18 protein-coding genes and 1 riboswitch are annotated in these 17,527 nt (G+C 46.9%); of the genes, 3 read left to right on the plus strand and 15 right to left on the minus strand.

Annotation, left to right across the window (positions count from 1 at the left end; translation table 11 throughout):
- Positions 1-2: 2 nt before the first annotated feature.
- From ribD to ACT89M_RS18160, 7 genes are all read right to left on the minus strand, one after another.
- Positions 3-1,106 carry a bifunctional diaminohydroxyphosphoribosylaminopyrimidine deaminase/5-amino-6-(5-phosphoribosylamino)uracil reductase RibD gene (gene ribD / locus ACT89M_RS18130; protein WP_090922409.1) on the minus strand — a complete coding sequence of 368 codons (1,104 nt, stop codon included), beginning with the start codon at positions 1,104-1,106 and terminating at the stop codon, positions 3-5.
- 344 nt (positions 1,107-1,450) lie between these two features.
- Positions 1,451-1,613, minus strand: a riboswitch (FMN riboswitch).
- Positions 1,614-1,765: 152 nt separating this feature from the next.
- Positions 1,766-3,091 (minus strand): hypothetical protein, encoded by a 1,326-nt coding sequence (locus ACT89M_RS18135; RefSeq protein WP_308723120.1) that lies wholly within the window; start codon positions 3,089-3,091, stop codon positions 1,766-1,768.
- A 267-nt stretch (positions 3,092-3,358) separates the two neighbouring features.
- Positions 3,359-3,790, minus strand: coding sequence for a peptidylprolyl isomerase (locus tag ACT89M_RS18140; RefSeq protein ID WP_154957640.1), 432 nt, complete (start codon positions 3,788-3,790; stop codon positions 3,359-3,361).
- Positions 3,791-4,037: 247 nt separating this feature from the next.
- On the minus strand, positions 4,038-5,369 hold the full coding sequence (lysA, locus tag ACT89M_RS18145; protein WP_308723121.1) for a diaminopimelate decarboxylase: 1,332 nt from the start codon (positions 5,367-5,369) through the stop codon (positions 4,038-4,040).
- Positions 5,370-5,472: 103 nt separating this feature from the next.
- The gene (locus ACT89M_RS18150) at positions 5,473-7,146 is read right to left on the minus strand and encodes a spore germination protein (protein ID WP_373323283.1); all 1,674 of its coding nucleotides are present in this window, start codon (positions 7,144-7,146) and stop codon (positions 5,473-5,475) included.
- A 24-nt stretch (positions 7,147-7,170) separates the two neighbouring features.
- A complete protein-coding gene (locus ACT89M_RS18155) occupies positions 7,171-7,593 on the minus strand; it encodes a stage V sporulation protein AB (RefSeq protein ID WP_308723122.1) in 423 nt (140 codons plus the stop codon).
- Entirely contained in the window at positions 7,580-8,236 is a 657-nt protein-coding gene (locus ACT89M_RS18160) for a stage V sporulation protein AA (RefSeq protein WP_253493265.1), read from the minus strand. Before ACT89M_RS18160 ends, ACT89M_RS18155 begins: the two co-directional genes overlap by 14 nt.
- Positions 8,237-8,304: 68 nt before the next feature.
- On the opposite strand from ACT89M_RS18160, the gene ACT89M_RS18165 reads away from it, so the two are divergent.
- Positions 8,305-8,649, plus strand: a complete 345-nt coding sequence (locus tag ACT89M_RS18165; RefSeq protein WP_308723123.1) for a hypothetical protein — start codon at positions 8,305-8,307, stop codon at positions 8,647-8,649.
- A gap of 573 nt (positions 8,650-9,222) precedes the next feature.
- Here the strand turns inward: ACT89M_RS18165 and ACT89M_RS18170 are convergent.
- Positions 9,223-10,089, minus strand: a complete 867-nt coding sequence (locus ACT89M_RS18170) for a helix-turn-helix domain-containing protein (protein WP_373323284.1) — start codon at positions 10,087-10,089, stop codon at positions 9,223-9,225.
- A 149-nt stretch (positions 10,090-10,238) separates the two neighbouring features.
- Between ACT89M_RS18170 and ACT89M_RS18175 the strand changes: the two genes are divergently transcribed.
- Entirely contained in the window at positions 10,239-11,162 is a 924-nt protein-coding gene (locus ACT89M_RS18175; protein WP_373323285.1) for an EamA family transporter, read from the plus strand.
- A 120-nt stretch (positions 11,163-11,282) separates the two neighbouring features.
- On the opposite strand, the gene sigF is transcribed toward ACT89M_RS18175, so the two are convergent.
- The 4 genes from sigF to ACT89M_RS18195 all read right to left on the minus strand — a co-directional run bounded on the left by sigF (position 11,283) and on the right by ACT89M_RS18195 (position 14,122).
- Positions 11,283-12,038 (minus strand): RNA polymerase sporulation sigma factor SigF, encoded by a 756-nt coding sequence (sigF, locus tag ACT89M_RS18180; protein ID WP_090922432.1) that lies wholly within the window; start codon positions 12,036-12,038, stop codon positions 11,283-11,285.
- A gap of 14 nt (positions 12,039-12,052) precedes the next feature.
- Positions 12,053-12,508, minus strand: a complete 456-nt coding sequence (gene spoIIAB / locus ACT89M_RS18185; RefSeq protein ID WP_090922434.1) for an anti-sigma F factor — start codon at positions 12,506-12,508, stop codon at positions 12,053-12,055.
- Positions 12,505-12,858 (minus strand): anti-sigma F factor antagonist, encoded by a 354-nt coding sequence (gene spoIIAA / locus ACT89M_RS18190; protein ID WP_090922436.1) that lies wholly within the window; start codon positions 12,856-12,858, stop codon positions 12,505-12,507. Before spoIIAA ends, spoIIAB begins: the two co-directional genes overlap by 4 nt.
- A gap of 142 nt (positions 12,859-13,000) precedes the next feature.
- Complete coding sequence (locus ACT89M_RS18195; RefSeq protein ID WP_276539828.1) at positions 13,001-14,122, minus strand: D-alanyl-D-alanine carboxypeptidase family protein; 1,122 nt, start codon at positions 14,120-14,122, stop codon at positions 13,001-13,003.
- 472 nt (positions 14,123-14,594) lie between these two features.
- Between ACT89M_RS18195 and ACT89M_RS18200 the strand changes: the two genes are divergently transcribed.
- Entirely contained in the window at positions 14,595-15,146 is a 552-nt protein-coding gene (locus tag ACT89M_RS18200; protein ID WP_154888488.1) for a glutathione peroxidase, read from the plus strand.
- Between the two features lie 132 nt (positions 15,147-15,278).
- On the opposite strand, the gene ACT89M_RS18205 is transcribed toward ACT89M_RS18200, so the two are convergent.
- From ACT89M_RS18205 to ACT89M_RS18215, 3 genes are all read right to left on the minus strand, one after another.
- A complete protein-coding gene (locus ACT89M_RS18205) occupies positions 15,279-16,103 on the minus strand; it encodes a purine-nucleoside phosphorylase (protein WP_090922442.1) in 825 nt (274 codons plus the stop codon).
- Between the two features lie 183 nt (positions 16,104-16,286).
- Complete coding sequence (locus ACT89M_RS18210) at positions 16,287-17,177, minus strand: tyrosine recombinase (protein WP_154888486.1); 891 nt, start codon at positions 17,175-17,177, stop codon at positions 16,287-16,289.
- A 92-nt stretch (positions 17,178-17,269) separates the two neighbouring features.
- The gene (locus tag ACT89M_RS18215; RefSeq protein ID WP_090922446.1) at positions 17,270-17,512 is read right to left on the minus strand and encodes a DUF4227 family protein; all 243 of its coding nucleotides are present in this window, start codon (positions 17,510-17,512) and stop codon (positions 17,270-17,272) included.
- Positions 17,513-17,527 lie beyond the last annotated feature (15 nt).

The raw sequence follows: 17,527 nt of genomic DNA on the forward strand, positions 1-17,527 counted from the left end.
TCCTATTCTGGCCAAATCGGAATACCGCCAATGCTAATATTATCTCCAACTTGCTCAATTTCCAGCTGATGCAATTGGATTGCCTGACTCATGCGCTCTACGCCTTCAAAACGGAAACTTCCCGGAGTATCATATCCACCCACAATCTTGGGAGCGATAAACATCAGTAAACGATCTACGAGCCGTGCTTCCAGCATTGCACCATTTAGTGTACCGCCGCCTTCTAGCAGAATCGAGCCAATATCCCGCTCTCCCAGTTTGCTCAGCCCATGTAGCAAATCTACGCGTGGTCCAGGCCCACAGCGAATAATTTCAACACCGTAAGCTTCGAGTCGCTCAGCCGCTTCCTGGCTAGCCTCATCGGTTGTAAGCACCCAAGTTGGCGCAAGTCCATCCTTGACCATTTTGGAGCCTACAGGCAACCTCAGCTTGGAATCCACAACGATCCGTACCGGACTGATGCCTTCTACCTGCAAGCGGGTAGTCAGCTCCGGATTATCGGCGATTACCGTATCCACGCCAACCATAATGCCTTGATGACGATGACGAAGCGCATGCACGATCTCACGCGCCAGTTCGTTGGAGATCCATTTGCTGTCCCCGCTACGCGTAGCAATTTTTCCATCCAGCGTAGAAGCTGTTTTGAGGGTAACGAAAGGAAGACCTGTTGTAATAAACTTGATAAACTTTTCATTCATACGTCTTCCGCGTTCGCGCAAAACACCCACTTCAACTTCGATGCCTTGTTGACGCAACATACTAATGCCTGTACCAGAAACCTGCGGATTCGGATCTTCACAACAAACCACCACCCGTTTAACCTTCTCATGGATCAAACGTTCGCTACAGGGTGGCGTTTTGCCATAATGACTGCAAGGTTCAAGCGTTACGTAAACGGTACTACCCTCCGCGTCGCTTCCAGCCATATTCAGCGCATGCACCTCTGCATGGCCTGTGCCTCGTTTCAGATGGCTTCCTAGACCAACAACACGTCCTTCTTTAACAACGACACATCCCACGACAGGATTAATTCCAGTCTGTCCTTGTGCCCGTTCTGCCATATCCAGTGCTAACGCCATATAAAATTCATCATTGATCATTTCCATATCCGTTCACCCCACGGTTATAATCTCGAACTAAAAAATCCCCACCGAACAATCTGTTCAGGTAGGGATGATGGAAGACTACTGTCATCTGCAGGAGAGATGAAACACACCAATACCGACACTTCACCAAAACCAGTTAACAGGTAAGTGAAAATAAACACATACCTTATTGCATACCCATTCGAGCTATAGAATGATATACAAAAAAATCAGGTGAAGAGTTTCTATATACGGTATTATGTACCAGAAAACTCATTATAAACAAGCCTTCCACACATATCATCCAAACGAGCTGAATGCTATGCGACATCACTCCTGCGGAGTGCAACCACACCGGCTTACACCCACTCCTTCTCCCATCCAGACTATACTGTCGGTTCTGGAATTACACCAGATCAGCCATCTGCTATAAGCAGACAGGTCACGGACTTTGCCATATCGGTGGAAAATAAATCCCCAACACGCATCACCGCCGGTAGGGAATTACACCCTGCCCTGAAGGATCGCTTTCGTTATTAATTGGATGTTAGCACTTTAATGTCAAAAAATCAATTCATTTTTGTTTCTTTTTGTCACATACTAACTTTTAATAAGCATTTATATTACAAAATCCGCATCTCATACTAGACACGGACTTCATCAATATTGGAAAATAAATTCTAAAGGTCTGGAAAACACCAGCTTGCCATGTGCCTCAAATCCTTTGCAGCATGGAACGGAACACTCTCAGGTTTGGGCTGGGAAGCATTAGGAGCTGGCATATCGCGGGCTACTCTTCTAACCCAACTGGTCGAGTCGATTCCAATGGCCGAACACTGCCAGCGCTCATCCGGCCTTGGACGAACGGTCAGAATAAGGTCTTCTTTTCCCGGCATATCGGGGAACACGCCATCCAGATATTCAACAATGGTACGTTTGTCCTTCACTTCATGACAATATACAGTAACCCAAGAACCACTAAGTACTTTCACTGCATATACGTCTCCAGGCTGCACTTCACCTGTACCGGCATCCGGAGATTTTTTCGGCACCTTCGCCTTGGTACCTACACCTCGTCTGCTTTCAAATGCACCAATAACGGTCTCACTCGCCAGTGGATTCGGTTCAGGCTTGTTCTCAAGCGATACATCACTGCAATCGAATTCACCAAAGATCAGGTTCAAATTGTGCTCGTTGATTCCTACAGATGAATCCCACCATGCCAAGGGAGCTTGTACCTCAACGCGGGTATTAGGTCTCTTGTCGCGTTCTGCATATGAGGTGAAGGCTGTAATCATTCCTGGCTGTTCTGGCGTGTCCAGAATGCCGATCAGCGCCAGCGTTTCAAGCAGTTCGCGGTAAACATATACTTTTTTCGTAGGCAGGAGTTGTTCTTTTTTGAGCGCATCCGCTGCCTTGCTGTACCGAGTCTTGGGCGGCAAATTGCGCAATACCGTTAACACCGCGCGTAACGTCCAGCGATCATACTCATTAGGAACAGGAGGCTCCTGCGAAGCAGCCATCTCTCTCAGAGCGAGTACATGTCCAAAGATATCTCCATCAAGCGGTGTACCGTTGGTCATTCGCCAGTACCACTGAAGCGAAGTATCTACTCCGTCATTCACATCCAAACCACAGATCTGGCACTTACGACTGGAAGGATATGGACTATATTCATGGTCAGGTATGCTGGTTGCAATCAGTTTTCCTGTAAGAAGTGAACGCCAGATCATTGGTGCTGACCATAGAGAAGCCACAAAAGCCTGAGCAGCCTCCTGAAGTATCCAACGCTCAGCCAATGTTCTCAGTTCTCGGATCGTATCCTCATGCTGCGGTCTTTCAAAGTGATTAGGCTCATGTCCAGTAGCCTCTAGTGCCTGTAATTGTTCCGCCGATACGTCCTCTGGTACATTGTGTCTTGAAGCACGTAACTCCTCGTCCCAAATCGTGCTCTCACTATAAATATGTTGAAGTAATTTCAGTTGCTGTACAACATCTAAAGTCAAAGTAACAACATCCTTTCACAGTAGTTCTGAAAACATGCAAACTCAGTATAGTGCGCTGTCAAACCTCATGTATTCGGTTTCAACAGTCTGTACCTAGCTAGAATAACCTACAATCAACTCGTCCCGCCAGTTCCTTTAAGCTTATTTTAATAACACTTTGCAAGGCAATCACGCAAAAAAGTTGTACAATGCACAAAACCCCTGGTACTTCCGTAATAGGAATGTACCAGGGGTTAACTTGACGCCGCCGAGCAGATTCAGTTGAAATTAAACTTCTACAACTTCAACAGTTTCCATTTTGTCGCGGCCTTCGAATGCATCAACAAACTCCATACCTTTGCTTACTTTACCAAATACAGTATGTTGTCCATCCAAATGTGGCTGTGGTTGGTAGCAGATGTAGAACTGGCTTCCGCCTGTGTTGCGGCCAGCATGTGCCATCGCAAGTGTTCCACGCTCATGTTTGTTCGGGTTGATCTCACAGTTGATTGTGTAACCAGGACCGCCAGTACCGGAACCGCTAGGGCATCCACCTTGAGCTACGAAGCCCGGGATTACACGGTGGAAAACGAGTCCGTTATAGAAACCGGAGTTTGCTAATTTTTCAAAGTTTGCTACGGTGTTTGGCGCTTCTTGATCGAACAGGTCAATCAGAACTTCTCCGCCGTTTTCCAATTTAATTTTCGCTTGTTTCGCCATATGTAAATGACTCCTTTCAATTTTGAGCAAAAGTAATTGTGATGCAATACCAAACTTGTGGTCAAGCATTACAGCACTTTTCTTAGTGTACACCGAAAAGGGCCGAATCGCAAAAGAAAGAGCTATATTTTTGATTTTCTACTCTCAAATACAAGCCTTCAAGCGAGCCAAATAGCTACAATGTCCATGACAAAGGACGGAAGGAGCAAGCCCATTCCGTCCTCATCTAGCGCTATAGGAACTTGAATTAACGAGTAACCGGCTGTTTGCCAATACGCGCTGGCACGAGGTCGTTTTGGATAATGTCCTGATATGACTCACGGCGTACAACCACATCGCCTTGACCGTCTTTGACAAACACAACCGCCGGACGACGAATCCGGTTGTAGTTGCTTGCCATGGAGTAGTTATATGCCCCTGTGCAAGCTACGGCAAGCAGATCACCGCTCTCCACTTTTGGCAGATCCAGATCCCATATCAACATGTCACCGCTCTCGCAGCATTTACCCGCTACAGATACCGTTTCTGTTGCCGCTTCGTTTGCACGATTTGCCAGTACGGCCTCATATTTGGACTCATACAATGCAGGGCGCGGGTTATCCGTCATCCCGCCATCTACTGCTACGTATTTACGCACGCCGGGGATGTCTTTGCTCGTTCCAACGGTGTACAGCGTTGTGCCTGCTTCACCTACGATGCTACGGCCTGGCTCAACCCAAATTTCAGGCACTGCATAGCCGATTTGCGCAAAATGATTTTTTACCGCATCGGTAATGGCCTTCACATACTGAGCCACTTCAAGCGGTGTATCACCGTCAATATAACGGATTCCGAATCCGCCGCCCAGGTTTACAACTTTGAATGCCACATTCAGGCGCTCGTATACACTTGCTGCAAATTCAGCAACACGTTGAACCGCCATCTGGAATCCTTCAACCTCAAAGATCTGGGAACCGATGTGAGAATGCACACCAAGCAATACCAAGTTGGACTGTTTGGACGCGAGTTCAATAGCTTCGAATGCTGTACCGTTGCCGATATCGAAACCGAACTTGGAGTCCGTTTGTCCTGTCGAAATATATTCATGCGTATGCGCCTCAACACCTGGCGTTACACGCAGGAGGATGTTAACTTTACGGTTTTTGTCCGCTGCGAAAGCTTGGAGCAGATGCAACTCGTTAAAGTTGTCAACCACGAAGCATCCAATTTCAGCGTCAAGCGCCATTTCGATCTCTTCGATCGTTTTGTTATTGCCGTGGAAATGAATGCGTTCTGCCGGGAACCCGGCTTGCAATGCAGTGAACAGTTCGCCGTCAGAGACAACGTCCAGAGAAAGACCTTCCTCTGCTGCCAGAGCACACATTGCCATAACACAAAATGCTTTGCTTGCATATGCAACTTGGAAGCCCAAACCTGAAGCGCGGAATGCTTCCATGTACTCTCTGCAGCGCTCGCGAACCAATTGCTCGTCCACAACATAGAGCGGTGTTCCAAATTGCTCTTTCATATCCGTAACGTCTACTCCACCAATCTCCAGGTGGCCTTGCTCATTTATTCTACTTGTACCGTGTAAATACATCGTTTGCATTCCTCACTTTTTGTATACTGGAACAGTTACTATTCCATTGATTTTACACCAGTATATCAAATTAAGCCGGGAGATGAATGGATTTTTCGGCACATCATTTGTGTTTTTTACCTTTTCGCAATTCACCGTCGGGATCTTCGGACATCTTGGTGTTGTCACGCGTTTTGTTGAACGATGGACGTTTCTTGCTGACAAGCAATGGAACCCTGAACAAAAAGTTGCCAAATGCCTTTGCATTAAAAGGTATAAATGGCCAAAGATACGACGAGTTATATGAACGGTGAATGGTCAACGCCACAACAAGCAAAGTCGTTCCAACGACCAAACCTGGTACTTTAAATATCGCAACTGCAATGAGCAGTAGCAGCCGGACCAGTCGATTGGCGAGTCCTAACTCGTAACTCGGTGTAGCAAACATTCCGATTGCCGCAATCGCCATATAGAGCACAACCTCATTGACAAAATAGCCCGTTTTCACCGCGATATCTCCGACCAGTATTGCCGCAATTAGACCCATGGCGGAAGCCAGCGGCGTAGGCGTATGAACCGCAGCCATCCGTAATAAGTCTACACCCAGCTCGATGAGTAGAAATTGCAAAATAATCGGTAATTTCACATTTTCCTGTGGGCCGATGAAATCGAAACCGATCGGTTTGAGCGAAGGTTCGATGACCATCAGCATCCATAGCGGCAGTAGAAACAGAGAGATCAGGATGCCTGCAAAACGTACCCAGCGCAGATAGGTTCCCATTAGAGCCGTCTGCCTGTTCTCCTCCGCATGTTCGCATAGATCAAAAAAGGTTGTCGGCAAGATCATTACGCTGGGGGATGTATCTACAAAAATAACGACTCGTCCTTCCAGCAAGTGGGATGCTGTAACGTCAGGGCGTTCCGAATAACGAACAAGGGGAAATGGATTCCATCCTTTGTTGATGATCGCTTCCTCCAACTGTTTATCGGCAGCCGGAATACCGTCGATATCGATTCGTTGTATTTTTTCCTTTACCGAATCCACCTGCACCTTATCCACTATATCGTCAATATAAACTACACATACATCGGTTTGGGTTCTCCGTCCTACCTGCATAAGTTCAAACTTTAGTCCGGGGTCCCGTATTCTACGGCGCACCAGCGCTACATTGGTCAGTAATGTCTCGGTAAAACCATCCCGTGAACCACGAACCACGCGTTCAAGCGAAGGCTCTTCGGGCGATCGAACCGGATAACTCCGAGTGTCCATAATAAGCACAGACCGGTCTCCCTCGACAAACATGGCACTCATGCCCATGAGCACCTTGCTAATGACAGCACTCATCTTCTCCACTCGTTCTACCTGTATATGAGGAATATAACATTCGAAATAGGACTTGAGTGCATGCTCTGATACTTGATCCGGCGTCAGATAGGTTAATCTTTTCAATACTTCGAGCAAAATCTCATCTTTGGCAAAACCCGTGAGTAACAGTAATCCCACATGTTTGCCGCCAAGTACCATTTCCCTCATATCCACATCAAACGACTCGCCAAGACCGATCACTTGTTTTAACGTGTTTTTGTTATCACTCATGCGCGGGGAGATGTTATCGTTATGTTGCCAATAATGAACAGATTCTTCAATACTGTCGGACATCTCGTTTTGCTTTTTTTTCTGGTACGCCTTCTTTTCTTCTTCCTGCCGGATCTCGTAAGCAGACTTGTGCAACATGTCTTCCGTTATACCGTCACTTTGTTCATGACTCGTTTGATCCGTATGTTCGTCCATGTCCATCCTCCTTTAACCTGTCACGTTGCTTTACCGTTGGTATATAAAAAAGTCAAACAAGGAACCTGTCATTTTCCCCAAAATCATCGCGAGCAACAGTCCAAACAAGTATGATCTCATACCCAACCTTTTAGCCAGAACGGGTAGCACGTTTAATACTTCTGTCAGAGCGGCAGCCAGCAGACCAATAAAAACGCCGCAGAACAGCCCAACAATCGGGCTGAGCAAAATAACACCATGCATTTTCCAATGCCAGAAATCGGCTACCGTGCCCAGTAGCGAACCTCCAATGAGAGCACCCTCGTACCAATGCGTTTTGTCATAGGACTGTGTGACTTGAGCCAGTCTCGGAATCATGTCGAGTACAAGAATAAGCGCAATAACACCACTCCCCACAGCGATTCCCCCGGCAATGCCAAGCACAATGCTGATCGCTCCGTTAAGCACGCTCATCGCCTTTCAGCTCCCTTTGATTCTGCTTATGCATACGTTCGGTTTCTTCGATGACGACAAATTGGTCTACATTTTGCTGGTAAAGGAACATTTCCACTTCGAGCGGTGTTGGCTCTTCATTCCACTTTTTCTTAAATAGATGGTTGAAAAATACCGCCATGCCGAAGCCGATTCCAAGGGAATAGGCCAGCTGAAATAAGTACGGATGCTCATCCCGGTGTCCTGTCAGCATCTCTACGATGCGAATCTGTACTTCCTGCATATTCACGTCTGCGTGAAAATTCATAATGGTCAGTGCTGAACCGAAGAACAGCAGCAACCATACCAGAATAAACAAGGATTTCGAAGCCTTACCACTACCTGCCATTACTTCAACTAACGTATGCCCGGACCCCATCAGCTCCACATTCACATCCGGCAGAAGCTGCCGAATCCGGGGAATAATCTGCAAGATGTCAATAAGGATCAGGTTGCCGTCCTCCGGTCCGGGCTGCAGCAGTTCAAGTTCCAGTAGCCTGTTTTCCTGTTCCTCGGATGAGGCCAGGACGTGGGCAATATCCCGCAGTTTGACCGCTCGCCCTCTCTGAATGCGAATCCGGCTGCGCATGCGGACGTAGACCGTGGGAGTGGGTGTCTGGGACATCCACAGCACTCCTTTACTGCGTAATTTAGGTTAGTATTTGAAGAATGTGCAAATTTATTACATTTAAGTTGGAAAAGAGTGTGGAGGGGGCACTGGACGCTCCGGGATGGATCGGTATCGGGCGCTGGTTATCCCCAGATTTCTGGTTCTCTCCTTTTCAAGGAGGAAATCCCGGGATAAACGCGCTCGCTTCGCTCCTTTTACCGATTCCTTCCCTCCGCTGGCTTGCCTCCCTCTTGTTCCAAACGAAATGTAAGAATCTTGCGGGGGTGCGCAGGGGGATAAAAGCTGGAAGTCTGGTCGTGGATGAAAAGAGTATGGAGCGGCACTGGACGCTCCGGGATGGATCGGTATCGGGCGCTGGTTATCCCCGGATTTCTCGTTTTTTCCTTTTCAAGGAGGAAATCCCGTGATAAACGCGCTCGCTTCGCTCCTTTTACCGATTCCTTCCCTCCGCTGGCTTGCCTCCCTCTTGTTCCAAACCAAAGGAAAGAAACTTGCGGGGGTGGGCAGGGGGGAGAACTTGTAGCATATTCGACGAAGGGTACTGAGTGTGAAGGGGGGCACTGAACGCTCCGGGATGGATCGGTATCAGGCGCTGGTTATCCCTGGATTTCTCGTTCTCTCCTTTTCAAGGAGGAAATCCCGTGATAAACGCGCTCGCTTCGCTCCTTTTACCGATTCCTTCCCTCCGCTGGCTTGCCCCCCCCTCTTTTTTCCAAACGAAATGTAAGAATCTTGCGGGGGTGGGCAGGGGGATAAAAGCTGGAAGTCTGGTCGTGGATGAAAAGAGTATGGAGGGGCACTGGACGCTCCGGGATGGTTCGGTATCGGGCGCTCTAGATGGGGTCGGCTTAGGAAGAAATTAAAAAGGCAAGCCGATATAGTTCAGCTCGCCCTCTTCTAAGTATGCTTGGCCAGGATTATACTTGTTTGATTCATTAGATGATGCTCCTGTCTGACAATTCATGAACCCTAACCATTAACTACGTATCTCTTTCTTGCCTCCCCTTCTGCTCCTCCCTTCGATACTGTAAAGGCGTTCTTTTCATCATTTTTCGGAACTGTTCGATGAAGTAGCTGGTACTGTTGAACCCAACCTCGTAAGCGATTTCGGTGACACTGCGCTGTGAGAAACGTAGCAACTCTGTACTTTTTCGAATTCGATAATCCAGCACATATTGCATCGGAGTCGTACGCAGTATTTGCTTAAAGGTTCTGCATGTCTCTGCACGACTTAACTGACCTACCTTTGCGATATCCTCCAGCCTGAGCGGTTCAGTATAGTTTTGATGAATCCACATCAGCATCTGCTTTATACGCCGACTTCGGATCATCTCTGTTTCGTTATGTTCCAGAAAGTAACCATTCTTGATTAGGCCTTTCCAGATTTCCAGCACAGCTGCTGCAACGTTCAATTCATAGTAAGGAGCCTGCTTTTCAATCTCCTGTCTCACAGCCGAGATGTTTCCAAGTACCTGCTCTCCCCATGAGTTAGATTTCTCAATCATTAGAAATGGTAAATTCGTTGCAGTTACATATGGATGTACGTATTTCATGTAAAGCTCAGCAGATACCAGTGATTGCGGAGCCACATTCAAACAAAGATACATACCCTGCTCCTCCGCACTAAAATTCTCTGCCATGTGCATCATCCCGCTGTTGATAAACAGTCCATTCCCTTGTGAGACCGCTACTTGCTGTTCATTAATATGAAATAACACCTTACCTTGAACGACAGCTACAAACTGCAATTCATCATGCCAGTGCAATGGAATATACCCTTGTACATGCTCGGATATAGTTGTCTTGTAACAAGCGATAGACAGATCATCAGTACGATGTTCTGTCATTTCCTTTAGCTGTGGATTGATGTCAAATTTTATTTTTCTCATCATTCTCATCTCAATATTGTTATATTTTTGTGTAATTTTTGATATTAATCAAATCAATTCTGTCTTACTATATCACTATTCTTATATTTAAGGCGAGGCGGATAAACATGAAATCAATAGTGTCAACACCCAAGTTCAAAGGTATACTTCTGGTTTTGACAGGAGCTACTTGTTGGGGTGTCGGAGGAACGGTGGCTCAGAATCTATTTCACATGCACCATATCGATCTTAATTGGTATGTAACCGTGCGATTGGTATGTGCCGGCATCCTTCTCCTTTTCCTGCAATTATTTACACCTAGCCGTTCACAGATTCTTGAAGTTTGGAAATCGAAACAAACAGCCCTGCCATTTATTATCTTTGGCTTGGTCGGCATGTTGGCTGTACAGTACACTTACATGGCTTCCATTGATCACGGCAATGCGGCTGTCGCCACACTTTTGCAATATCTTTCTCCTGTCATGATCATGGTATATATGGTACTACGTAAACAATCTCCACTTACATCCAAACTTATAATCTGCGCTACTCTTGCGCTTGTGGGATGTTTTCTTCTGCTTACAAATGGCTCTCTGAATCAGTTATCCGTCTCGCAGCCAGCAGTGATCTGGGGATTGTTGTCTGGTGTATCTGCTGCATTTTATACATTGTATGCGGTCAGATTGCTTAACGAATTTGATTCTCTCGTGGTCGTTGGCTGGGCCATGGTGATTGGTGGAGTGGGTATGAGCTTTGTTCATGCGCCATGGAAGATCCACCAGACATTGCTGACACCAGATACCTATAGTTATTTGTTGTTTTCCATATTGATTGGAACGTTACTCGCATTCTGGTTCTACATTGCCAGCCTGAAATACCTCACGCCTCAGGAGACCAGCTTGTTAGGGAGCGCCGAACCTTTGGCGGCAGTGGGTACCACAGTTCTTTGGCTGAATGAACCCTTCGGTATCTATCAATGGTTAGGTACTGGCTGTATTATCCTTTTAATTGTCATTTTACAGTTCAAACGTTCGTCCTCCGTGTCCGCATAAAATATTAAAACGACAAATAACCTCATCGCTAAATAACGCGAATTGAGGTTGTTAGTTGTCGTATTATGATGAATCCATATCCATACCGGTGGATGGAATCAGCCCTGAATCAATCCTGAATCACTGCGCGATTTGATCGCGAATAGATTGCAGTATTTTTTTCTCCAACCTTGAGACCTGCACTTGGGATATACCCAGCCTGCTTGCCACTTCGGATTGAGTCTGATCCCTGTAATACCGAAGGTATACGATAAGTCGCTCCCGTTCACTCAGGCCGCCGATTGCTTCATTCAGCGCTAGCTTGTCGAACCACTTCTCCTGAGACTCATCCGCGATCTGATCCATCAGTGTAATCGGATCACCATCATTCTCGAATACCGTCTCATGAATGGAGGTTGGCGGTTTGTTAGCCTCCTGTGCGAATACCACTTCCTCCGGGGTAACCCCGAGTTCAGCGGCAACTTCCTTAATTGTGGGCAATCGATCCAGATGTTTCGAGAGTTCGTCCCTCTTTTTGCGTACTTTATTGGCCATCTCTTTCAGCGAACGACTGACCTTCAAGGTTCCGTCATCCCGCAGGAAACGCTGAATCTCACCAATAATCATCGGTACCGCATACGTCGAGAACTTCACGTCGTAACTGAGATCGAACTTGTCCACTGACTTGAGCAGGCCGATACAACCAATCTGGAACAGATCCTCCGGTTCATATCCCCTGTTCATAAAACGCTGCACGACGGACCAGACGAGTCTGATGTTGCAGTTCACCAGCGTATCCCGTGATTCATGGTCACCCGACTGACTGAGCGCAATCAGCCGTTTGACCTCGGCATCGTCCAAATAGGTCTGTGAAGATGGTTTCACTTCAGCATCCATAAGAACACCAACCCCTAATTATACAATGCTTTCTTGGATTCAATCCTTTTTTTCATCTTGATGGAGGTGCCTCTGCCGGGCTCACTGCTGACTTCGAATTCATCCATAAAATTTTCCATGATCGTAAATCCCATGCCCGACCGCTCAAGTTCGGGTTTGGACGTATACAGCGGCTGTTTGGCCAGTTCAAGATCCTCGATGCCTTCACCGCGGTCCTCTACAATGATCGTGATCATATCGTCACGAATCTCGGCCTGAATCGTCACAACACCTTCGGGATTGTTATTGTATCCGTGGATGATGCTATTGGTCACCGCTTCCGAAACAACCGTTTTGAGATCACTAAGCTCGTCCATCGTGGGATCAAGCTGAGAGATAAAAGCCGCAACGGTAACCCGTGCAAACGATTCGTTCTCCGACTTGGCCGCAAATTGCAGATTCATGAAATTTGCCCCTGTTCCTTCATTCATGAGACGACCTCCAGACCTGAGAGAGCAGTGCCCTCATTTTCGTAAATCGGCATGATCTTGAACAATCCCGACATTTCCAGCAAACGGTATACCGGCGGATTTACATCACAGACGACCATTTTGCCGCCTTTATTTTTGATCAACTTGTATCTTCCCAAAATAACACCTAGGCCTGAACTGTCCATAAATTCGAGGTCTTTCAAACTCAGCACCAGATGTTCACATTGTCTGCGCTGTATCGCTTCATCCATCTGCATACGTACCATGTCAGCTGTATGGTGATCCAGCTCCCCGGATAATCGCACAATCAAAATCCCGCGGTGATGCTCCATGTCCACATTCAAATTCACGTTTGCCCACTCTCCTCCCTGTCTTAGAACAAGGTTTTCTACGTTGCCAAAGGCTTTTCCTGCCCCCCGACAAAACTAGAAGAAAACTCCTATTTAACTACAAAAACCGTTCCAGCCCCAGGGAGAATGGCGTTTCCTGCAACTAATTGAACAAGTTCGAGGTTGTGCGTTTAAACAGCTTCCACCAGCCTGCCTTACCCACGTCTTGCGGAGCCTGAATATCAAACTCTTTAATTACCTCGTTGCCTTGATATACGACGAGTTTACCTACACTCTGACCCGCCTTAATCGGAGCCTTCACTTCTTTGGCTACAATCAGCTCATGCCGGATATCTGTCGACTTGGCTCCTTTGCGCATCAGAACGCTGTAGTTTTGTGCAGCATTCAGCGGCATCTCCGCGACATCACCTTTTTCAATCTTCAGACTGCCCAGCAGATCACCTGCTTTGTACAGCGCCTTCATCGTGTATTGAGCAAATGCATAATCAAACATGGAAGATACTTCACTGTTCCGTGTTTTCGTATTCGGCTCGCCAAGGACTACCGCAACGACACGCAGCCCATCTTTAGAAGCTGTAGCCGACAGACAGAATTTCGCTTCGGACGTGTACCCCGTTTTCAAGCCGTCTGCACCCTGATAGAAACGCACCAGTTTGTTGGTATTCACGAGCCAGAACGGCTTTTCGGAATCTTTACGCAAGTAGTCCTGATATGCACCCGTGTACTTCGTAATCCCCTGATGTTTTAGCAGTTCGCGGCTCATCACCGCGATATCGTGCGCAGAGGAATAATGATTATCCACCGGCAGCCCATTCGCATTGGCAAAACGTGTATCCTTCATGCCCAGCTCCTGCGCACGCTCGTTCATCATCTGTACAAAAGCCTCTTCCGAACCAGCAAGCTTCTCGGCCATGGCTACAGATGCATCATTGCCGGAGGCCATGGCAATACCTTTTAACATATCATCCACGCTCATCTCTTCCCCAGGCTCCAGAAAGATCTGTGAGCCCCCCATAGACGCCGCATATTCACTCGTTCTTACCTTATCCGTTAACTTCAGTTTTCCTGAACTAATCGCTTCCATGGTAAGCAACATGGTCATAATTTTCGTTATGCTCGCCGGAGGCAGCTGATCATGACTGTTTTTCTCATAAATAACAGTTCCCGTATCTGCATCCATCAGAATGGCTGAACGTGCTGATGGAGCCAAATCCGCCCCGCCAGCAGCCTTGGGTGTTTCCTCAGCCAAAGCAGAAGATGCCATTACGGGTAGCAGCATACAAAGGGTCATGAACGATGCCATTATTCTTTTTTTCACTAGGTTCCCTCCTCAAATGAATAGCGCGGTGGTAAGTCCTCGCATGTACTGCTATCCATTGTCGGCGGGTTTGAAGTAAATTATTCCAATCTCAGCAGGTTTTCCCTAACTTTTTTTTACTATATAAGTTGAACTAAAAATTTTACACGGTCCACTCCGATGACAGAATAACTTGGAGAGTAGCGGTTATCCCCAGATTTTTTGGATTCCCTTTTCCAAAGGGGAAAATCCGGTGATAAAGGCGAAGCCTATGCTTCCGATGTAGCTTTCTTTCAGAAAGCTTTCAGCTCCGCTTTTTCAGGTTTTTCATTTATAGGATTTACCTATGTTATTTATCATTTATATATATTTCCCCTATGAGTGATATCAGATTATGATGTATATGTCACAATTGAAATAACTTAGGAGGATGATTCCAATGTCTTTATATAATAAAAAAGTCCATTTCATAGATGGCAGGCTAGCTGATCTAGCTATATACCGAGGAAAGATACTGCTTGTTGTAAACACGGCCAGTAAGTGTAGCTACGCTCGTCAATTTGAGACCCTTCAACAGTTGTACGAAAAGTACCAGCGTTACGGTTTCGAGATTCTAGCGTTTCCGTGTAATCAGTTTAATGAAAAAGAGCCAGGGGACAATTCGGAAGTGAAAGCTCATTGTGAAAATCGATTGAAGTTAACGTTCCCGTTATTTGAAAAAATTGAAGTCAGGGGGCTGAACGCTCATCCGATCTTTCAATTTTTAACCGAACAAGCACCATTTCTAGGCTTTGACACCGAAACGGCTAGCGGAGAATGGATGGACCATTTTCTAAACGAAAAATTCCCTGATATCTACAAGGGTGATGGGATCAAGTGGAACTTCACTAAATTTTTGATCGATCAGAACGGTCAGGTGCGAGGAAGATTTGAGACAACGACGGAACCATTTGACATTGAACCAAGCATTCAATCATTGCTCTCCATCTAAAGTGAATATCATCATTCTCATCTTTCATATTATAAAAAAAGGAACAGCTCATTGAGCAAACATCATTCAATGAATTGTTCCTTATTAGGTCCTTCAAACTAAAGATCGCTTTTGTTCATCTTCGGTTCAACATTACATCTTAGGAATAACCGCCAGCACGAGCGCCAAGAAAGCTTCACGTACACGCTCCGTCGTTTCCATTACCTCATCATGAGACAAAGGTTGATCCAAGATCCCCGCTGCCATGTTACTGATGCAAGAAATGCCGAGCACTTCAATGCCCGCATGACGCGCTACGATCACTTCGGAAACGGTGGACATGCCTACTGCATCGGCACCGAGGGTACGAAGCATTCTGATCTCTGCTGGAGTTTCGTAATTAGGGCCAAGCAGACCTGCATACACACCTTCCTGCACATTAAAACCTTGAGTTGCCGCTGTATCTTTAGCAAGTGCACGCAAACGACGGCTGTAGGCTTCGGATAAATCCGGGAAGCGTACGCCAAGCGCAGCATCATTCGGACCAATTAGCGGGTTTTTGCCAGTCATATTCAAATGATCGGAGATGAGCATCAAGTCGCCTGCTTGATAAGAAGTATTTACGCCACCAGCTGCATTCGTTACTAGCAGACTGCTCACGCCCAGCTCTTTCATGACACGTACCGGGAATGCCGTTAATTCCGGGCCGTATCCTTCGTACATATGAAAGCGGCCTTTCATCATCACAACCGGACGGCCTTGAATCGTACCAAGCAACAGTTCGCCTTCGTGTCCTTCTACAGTGGACACCGGAAAATGCGGAATATCCTGGTACGCAATGTTAACGCCATCCTCAATTAGTTCAGCCAGAACGCCGAGCCCTGACCCGAGAATCAAACCGACTTCCGGTTTGATGGAGCTTTTGCTTTGAATGTAGGCTGCCGCCTCTGCAATCATCTGTTGGTTTAGTGTTGTCATAAGATGTTGTTCCTCCTTGAGTAGTAACGAACCGTTTAAGATTCAGCAAGGTTGTCATGTCTACGCCTGTGTTGGCGTAAGAAATCAGAAATTAACATGCAACCCGCGTATGTATAACGGCGTTGGTTGGTTTCAAATATAAGTTAACTTAAAACGCTAAAGGTGCAAACCATGCGTTAAGCTTTATTTTGCACGTGGATGATGGGTCTCATAAATTTCTTTCATCGTCTTGCGCCCATGCTGACTGTATTGCTGTCCGGGCTGTTCGACATGACCAAGCATGTCCTGAACCGCACGAGTGTCAGCTCCGTTTGCAATGAGATGAGCCGCAAATGAATGGCGAAGTGTGTGCGGTGTAATCTCACCCGAGATCCCCGCGTCCACAGCAGATTTTTTCAGCAACTTCCAGAATCCCTGACGGGTTAATCGTCTGCCGGATACATTCACAAATAATGCCTGCTCGTCCGTTCCTGCTTTAAGCAATTGTTCACGGAACTCGTCTATATATACGCTCGCCCAGTGGGCAGCCGGTGCACCAATCGGAAGAATGCGCTCTTTACCCGCTCCGCCGCAACGAATGAAGCGCATACCAGGCTGTACATCCCGTACATCCAGCGCAATCAGTTCCGATACCCGAATGCCCGTAGCGTATAACAACTCCAGCATGGCTCGATCTCGAACGCCTTGGGGTGAGCTGACATCTGGAGAAGCAAGCAACAGTTCGATCTCCGGAATCGTAAGAACTTGGGGAGGTGTCTTGTCGGCCTTGGGTGCTTCCACATCAAACGTAGGGTCCTGTACAATCTCGCCACGCCGCATCAGAAAATGGAAATACGATCGCAAAGACACGATGCTGCGAGCAATCGTTGCATTCGCACGGCCGTCCTGTTTGAGCTGACCCACAAATAACACAACATGTGTTCGTCTAACCTCACTCGCCTCGCGGATTCCATATTCCTTTTTCACAAATTCAACGAACTTGTCCACATCTCGAAGATAGGATTCCAGCGTACTGCTCGACATCCCTTTATCTTCTTCCAGGTATAAAGCATAGGCGTGTATGGTCTGATTCATGTACAACACTCCTCATCTGACAGCAATGCCAAACGGCAGGCTGCTTCCGTATTTGCATCCTTGACTGTCGGAGCTACTCTCCACGCCTGCAGCTACTCACCGTACCAATAGAAGAGACGAAGGCGCTCCGCCATCGTAGGACGTGCTTCTCCCGTGCCTGGCCAATCCGTTTCCTGAAATACCTTAACCGCATTGCCCGTTGGCATCTGATACTGATCCACAGGTGAAATCCAGCCGTTAAACAGATCGAGTACGTGGTAGAAAAGATACACCAGCGCAGCAAAAAACACTATAAATCGTATAAAACGGAGCCCTCTCCGCACAGATATAATCATTGGAACTGTCCCCTC

It is taken from the genome of Paenibacillus sp. NN59 (assembly GCF_057597225.1).

What these genes read in the sequence shown, in the direction of transcription:
- ACT89M_RS18140 (WP_154957640.1), bottom strand. Translation starts at nt 3,790, where the DNA reads ATGGCGAAACAAGCGAAAATTAAATTGGAAAACGGCGGAGAAGTTCTG.
- ACT89M_RS18195 (WP_276539828.1), bottom strand. Translation starts at nt 14,122, where the DNA reads ATGGCATCTTCTGCTTTGGCTGAGGAAACACCCAAGGCTGCTGGCGGG.
- ACT89M_RS18155 (WP_308723122.1), bottom strand. Translation starts at nt 7,593, where the DNA reads ATGAGCGTGCTTAACGGAGCGATCAGCATTGTGCTTGGCATTGCCGGG.
- ACT89M_RS18170 (WP_373323284.1), bottom strand. Translation starts at nt 10,089, where the DNA reads ATGACAGAACATCGTACTGATGATCTGTCTATCGCTTGTTACAAGACA.
- spoIIAB (WP_090922434.1), bottom strand. Translation starts at nt 12,508, where the DNA reads ATGAATGAAGGAACAGGGGCAAATTTCATGAATCTGCAATTTGCGGCC.
- sigF (WP_090922432.1), bottom strand. Translation starts at nt 12,038, where the DNA reads ATGGATGCTGAAGTGAAACCATCTTCACAGACCTATTTGGACGATGCC.
- ACT89M_RS18210 (WP_154888486.1), bottom strand. Translation starts at nt 17,177, where the DNA reads ATGAATCAGACCATACACGCCTATGCTTTATACCTGGAAGAAGATAAA.
- ACT89M_RS18200 (WP_154888488.1), top strand. Translation starts at nt 14,595, where the DNA reads ATGTCTTTATATAATAAAAAAGTCCATTTCATAGATGGCAGGCTAGCT.
- lysA (WP_308723121.1), bottom strand. Translation starts at nt 5,369, where the DNA reads ATGTATTTACACGGTACAAGTAGAATAAATGAGCAAGGCCACCTGGAG.
- ribD (WP_090922409.1), bottom strand. Translation starts at nt 1,106, where the DNA reads ATGGAAATGATCAATGATGAATTTTATATGGCGTTAGCACTGGATATG.
- ACT89M_RS18175 (WP_373323285.1), top strand. Translation starts at nt 10,239, where the DNA reads ATGAAATCAATAGTGTCAACACCCAAGTTCAAAGGTATACTTCTGGTT.
- ACT89M_RS18205 (WP_090922442.1), bottom strand. Translation starts at nt 16,103, where the DNA reads ATGACAACACTAAACCAACAGATGATTGCAGAGGCGGCAGCCTACATT.
- ACT89M_RS18215 (WP_090922446.1), bottom strand. Translation starts at nt 17,512, where the DNA reads ATGATTATATCTGTGCGGAGAGGGCTCCGTTTTATACGATTTATAGTG.
- ACT89M_RS18150 (WP_373323283.1), bottom strand. Translation starts at nt 7,146, where the DNA reads ATGGACATGGACGAACATACGGATCAAACGAGTCATGAACAAAGTGAC.
- ACT89M_RS18160 (WP_253493265.1), bottom strand. Translation starts at nt 8,236, where the DNA reads ATGTCCCAGACACCCACTCCCACGGTCTACGTCCGCATGCGCAGCCGG.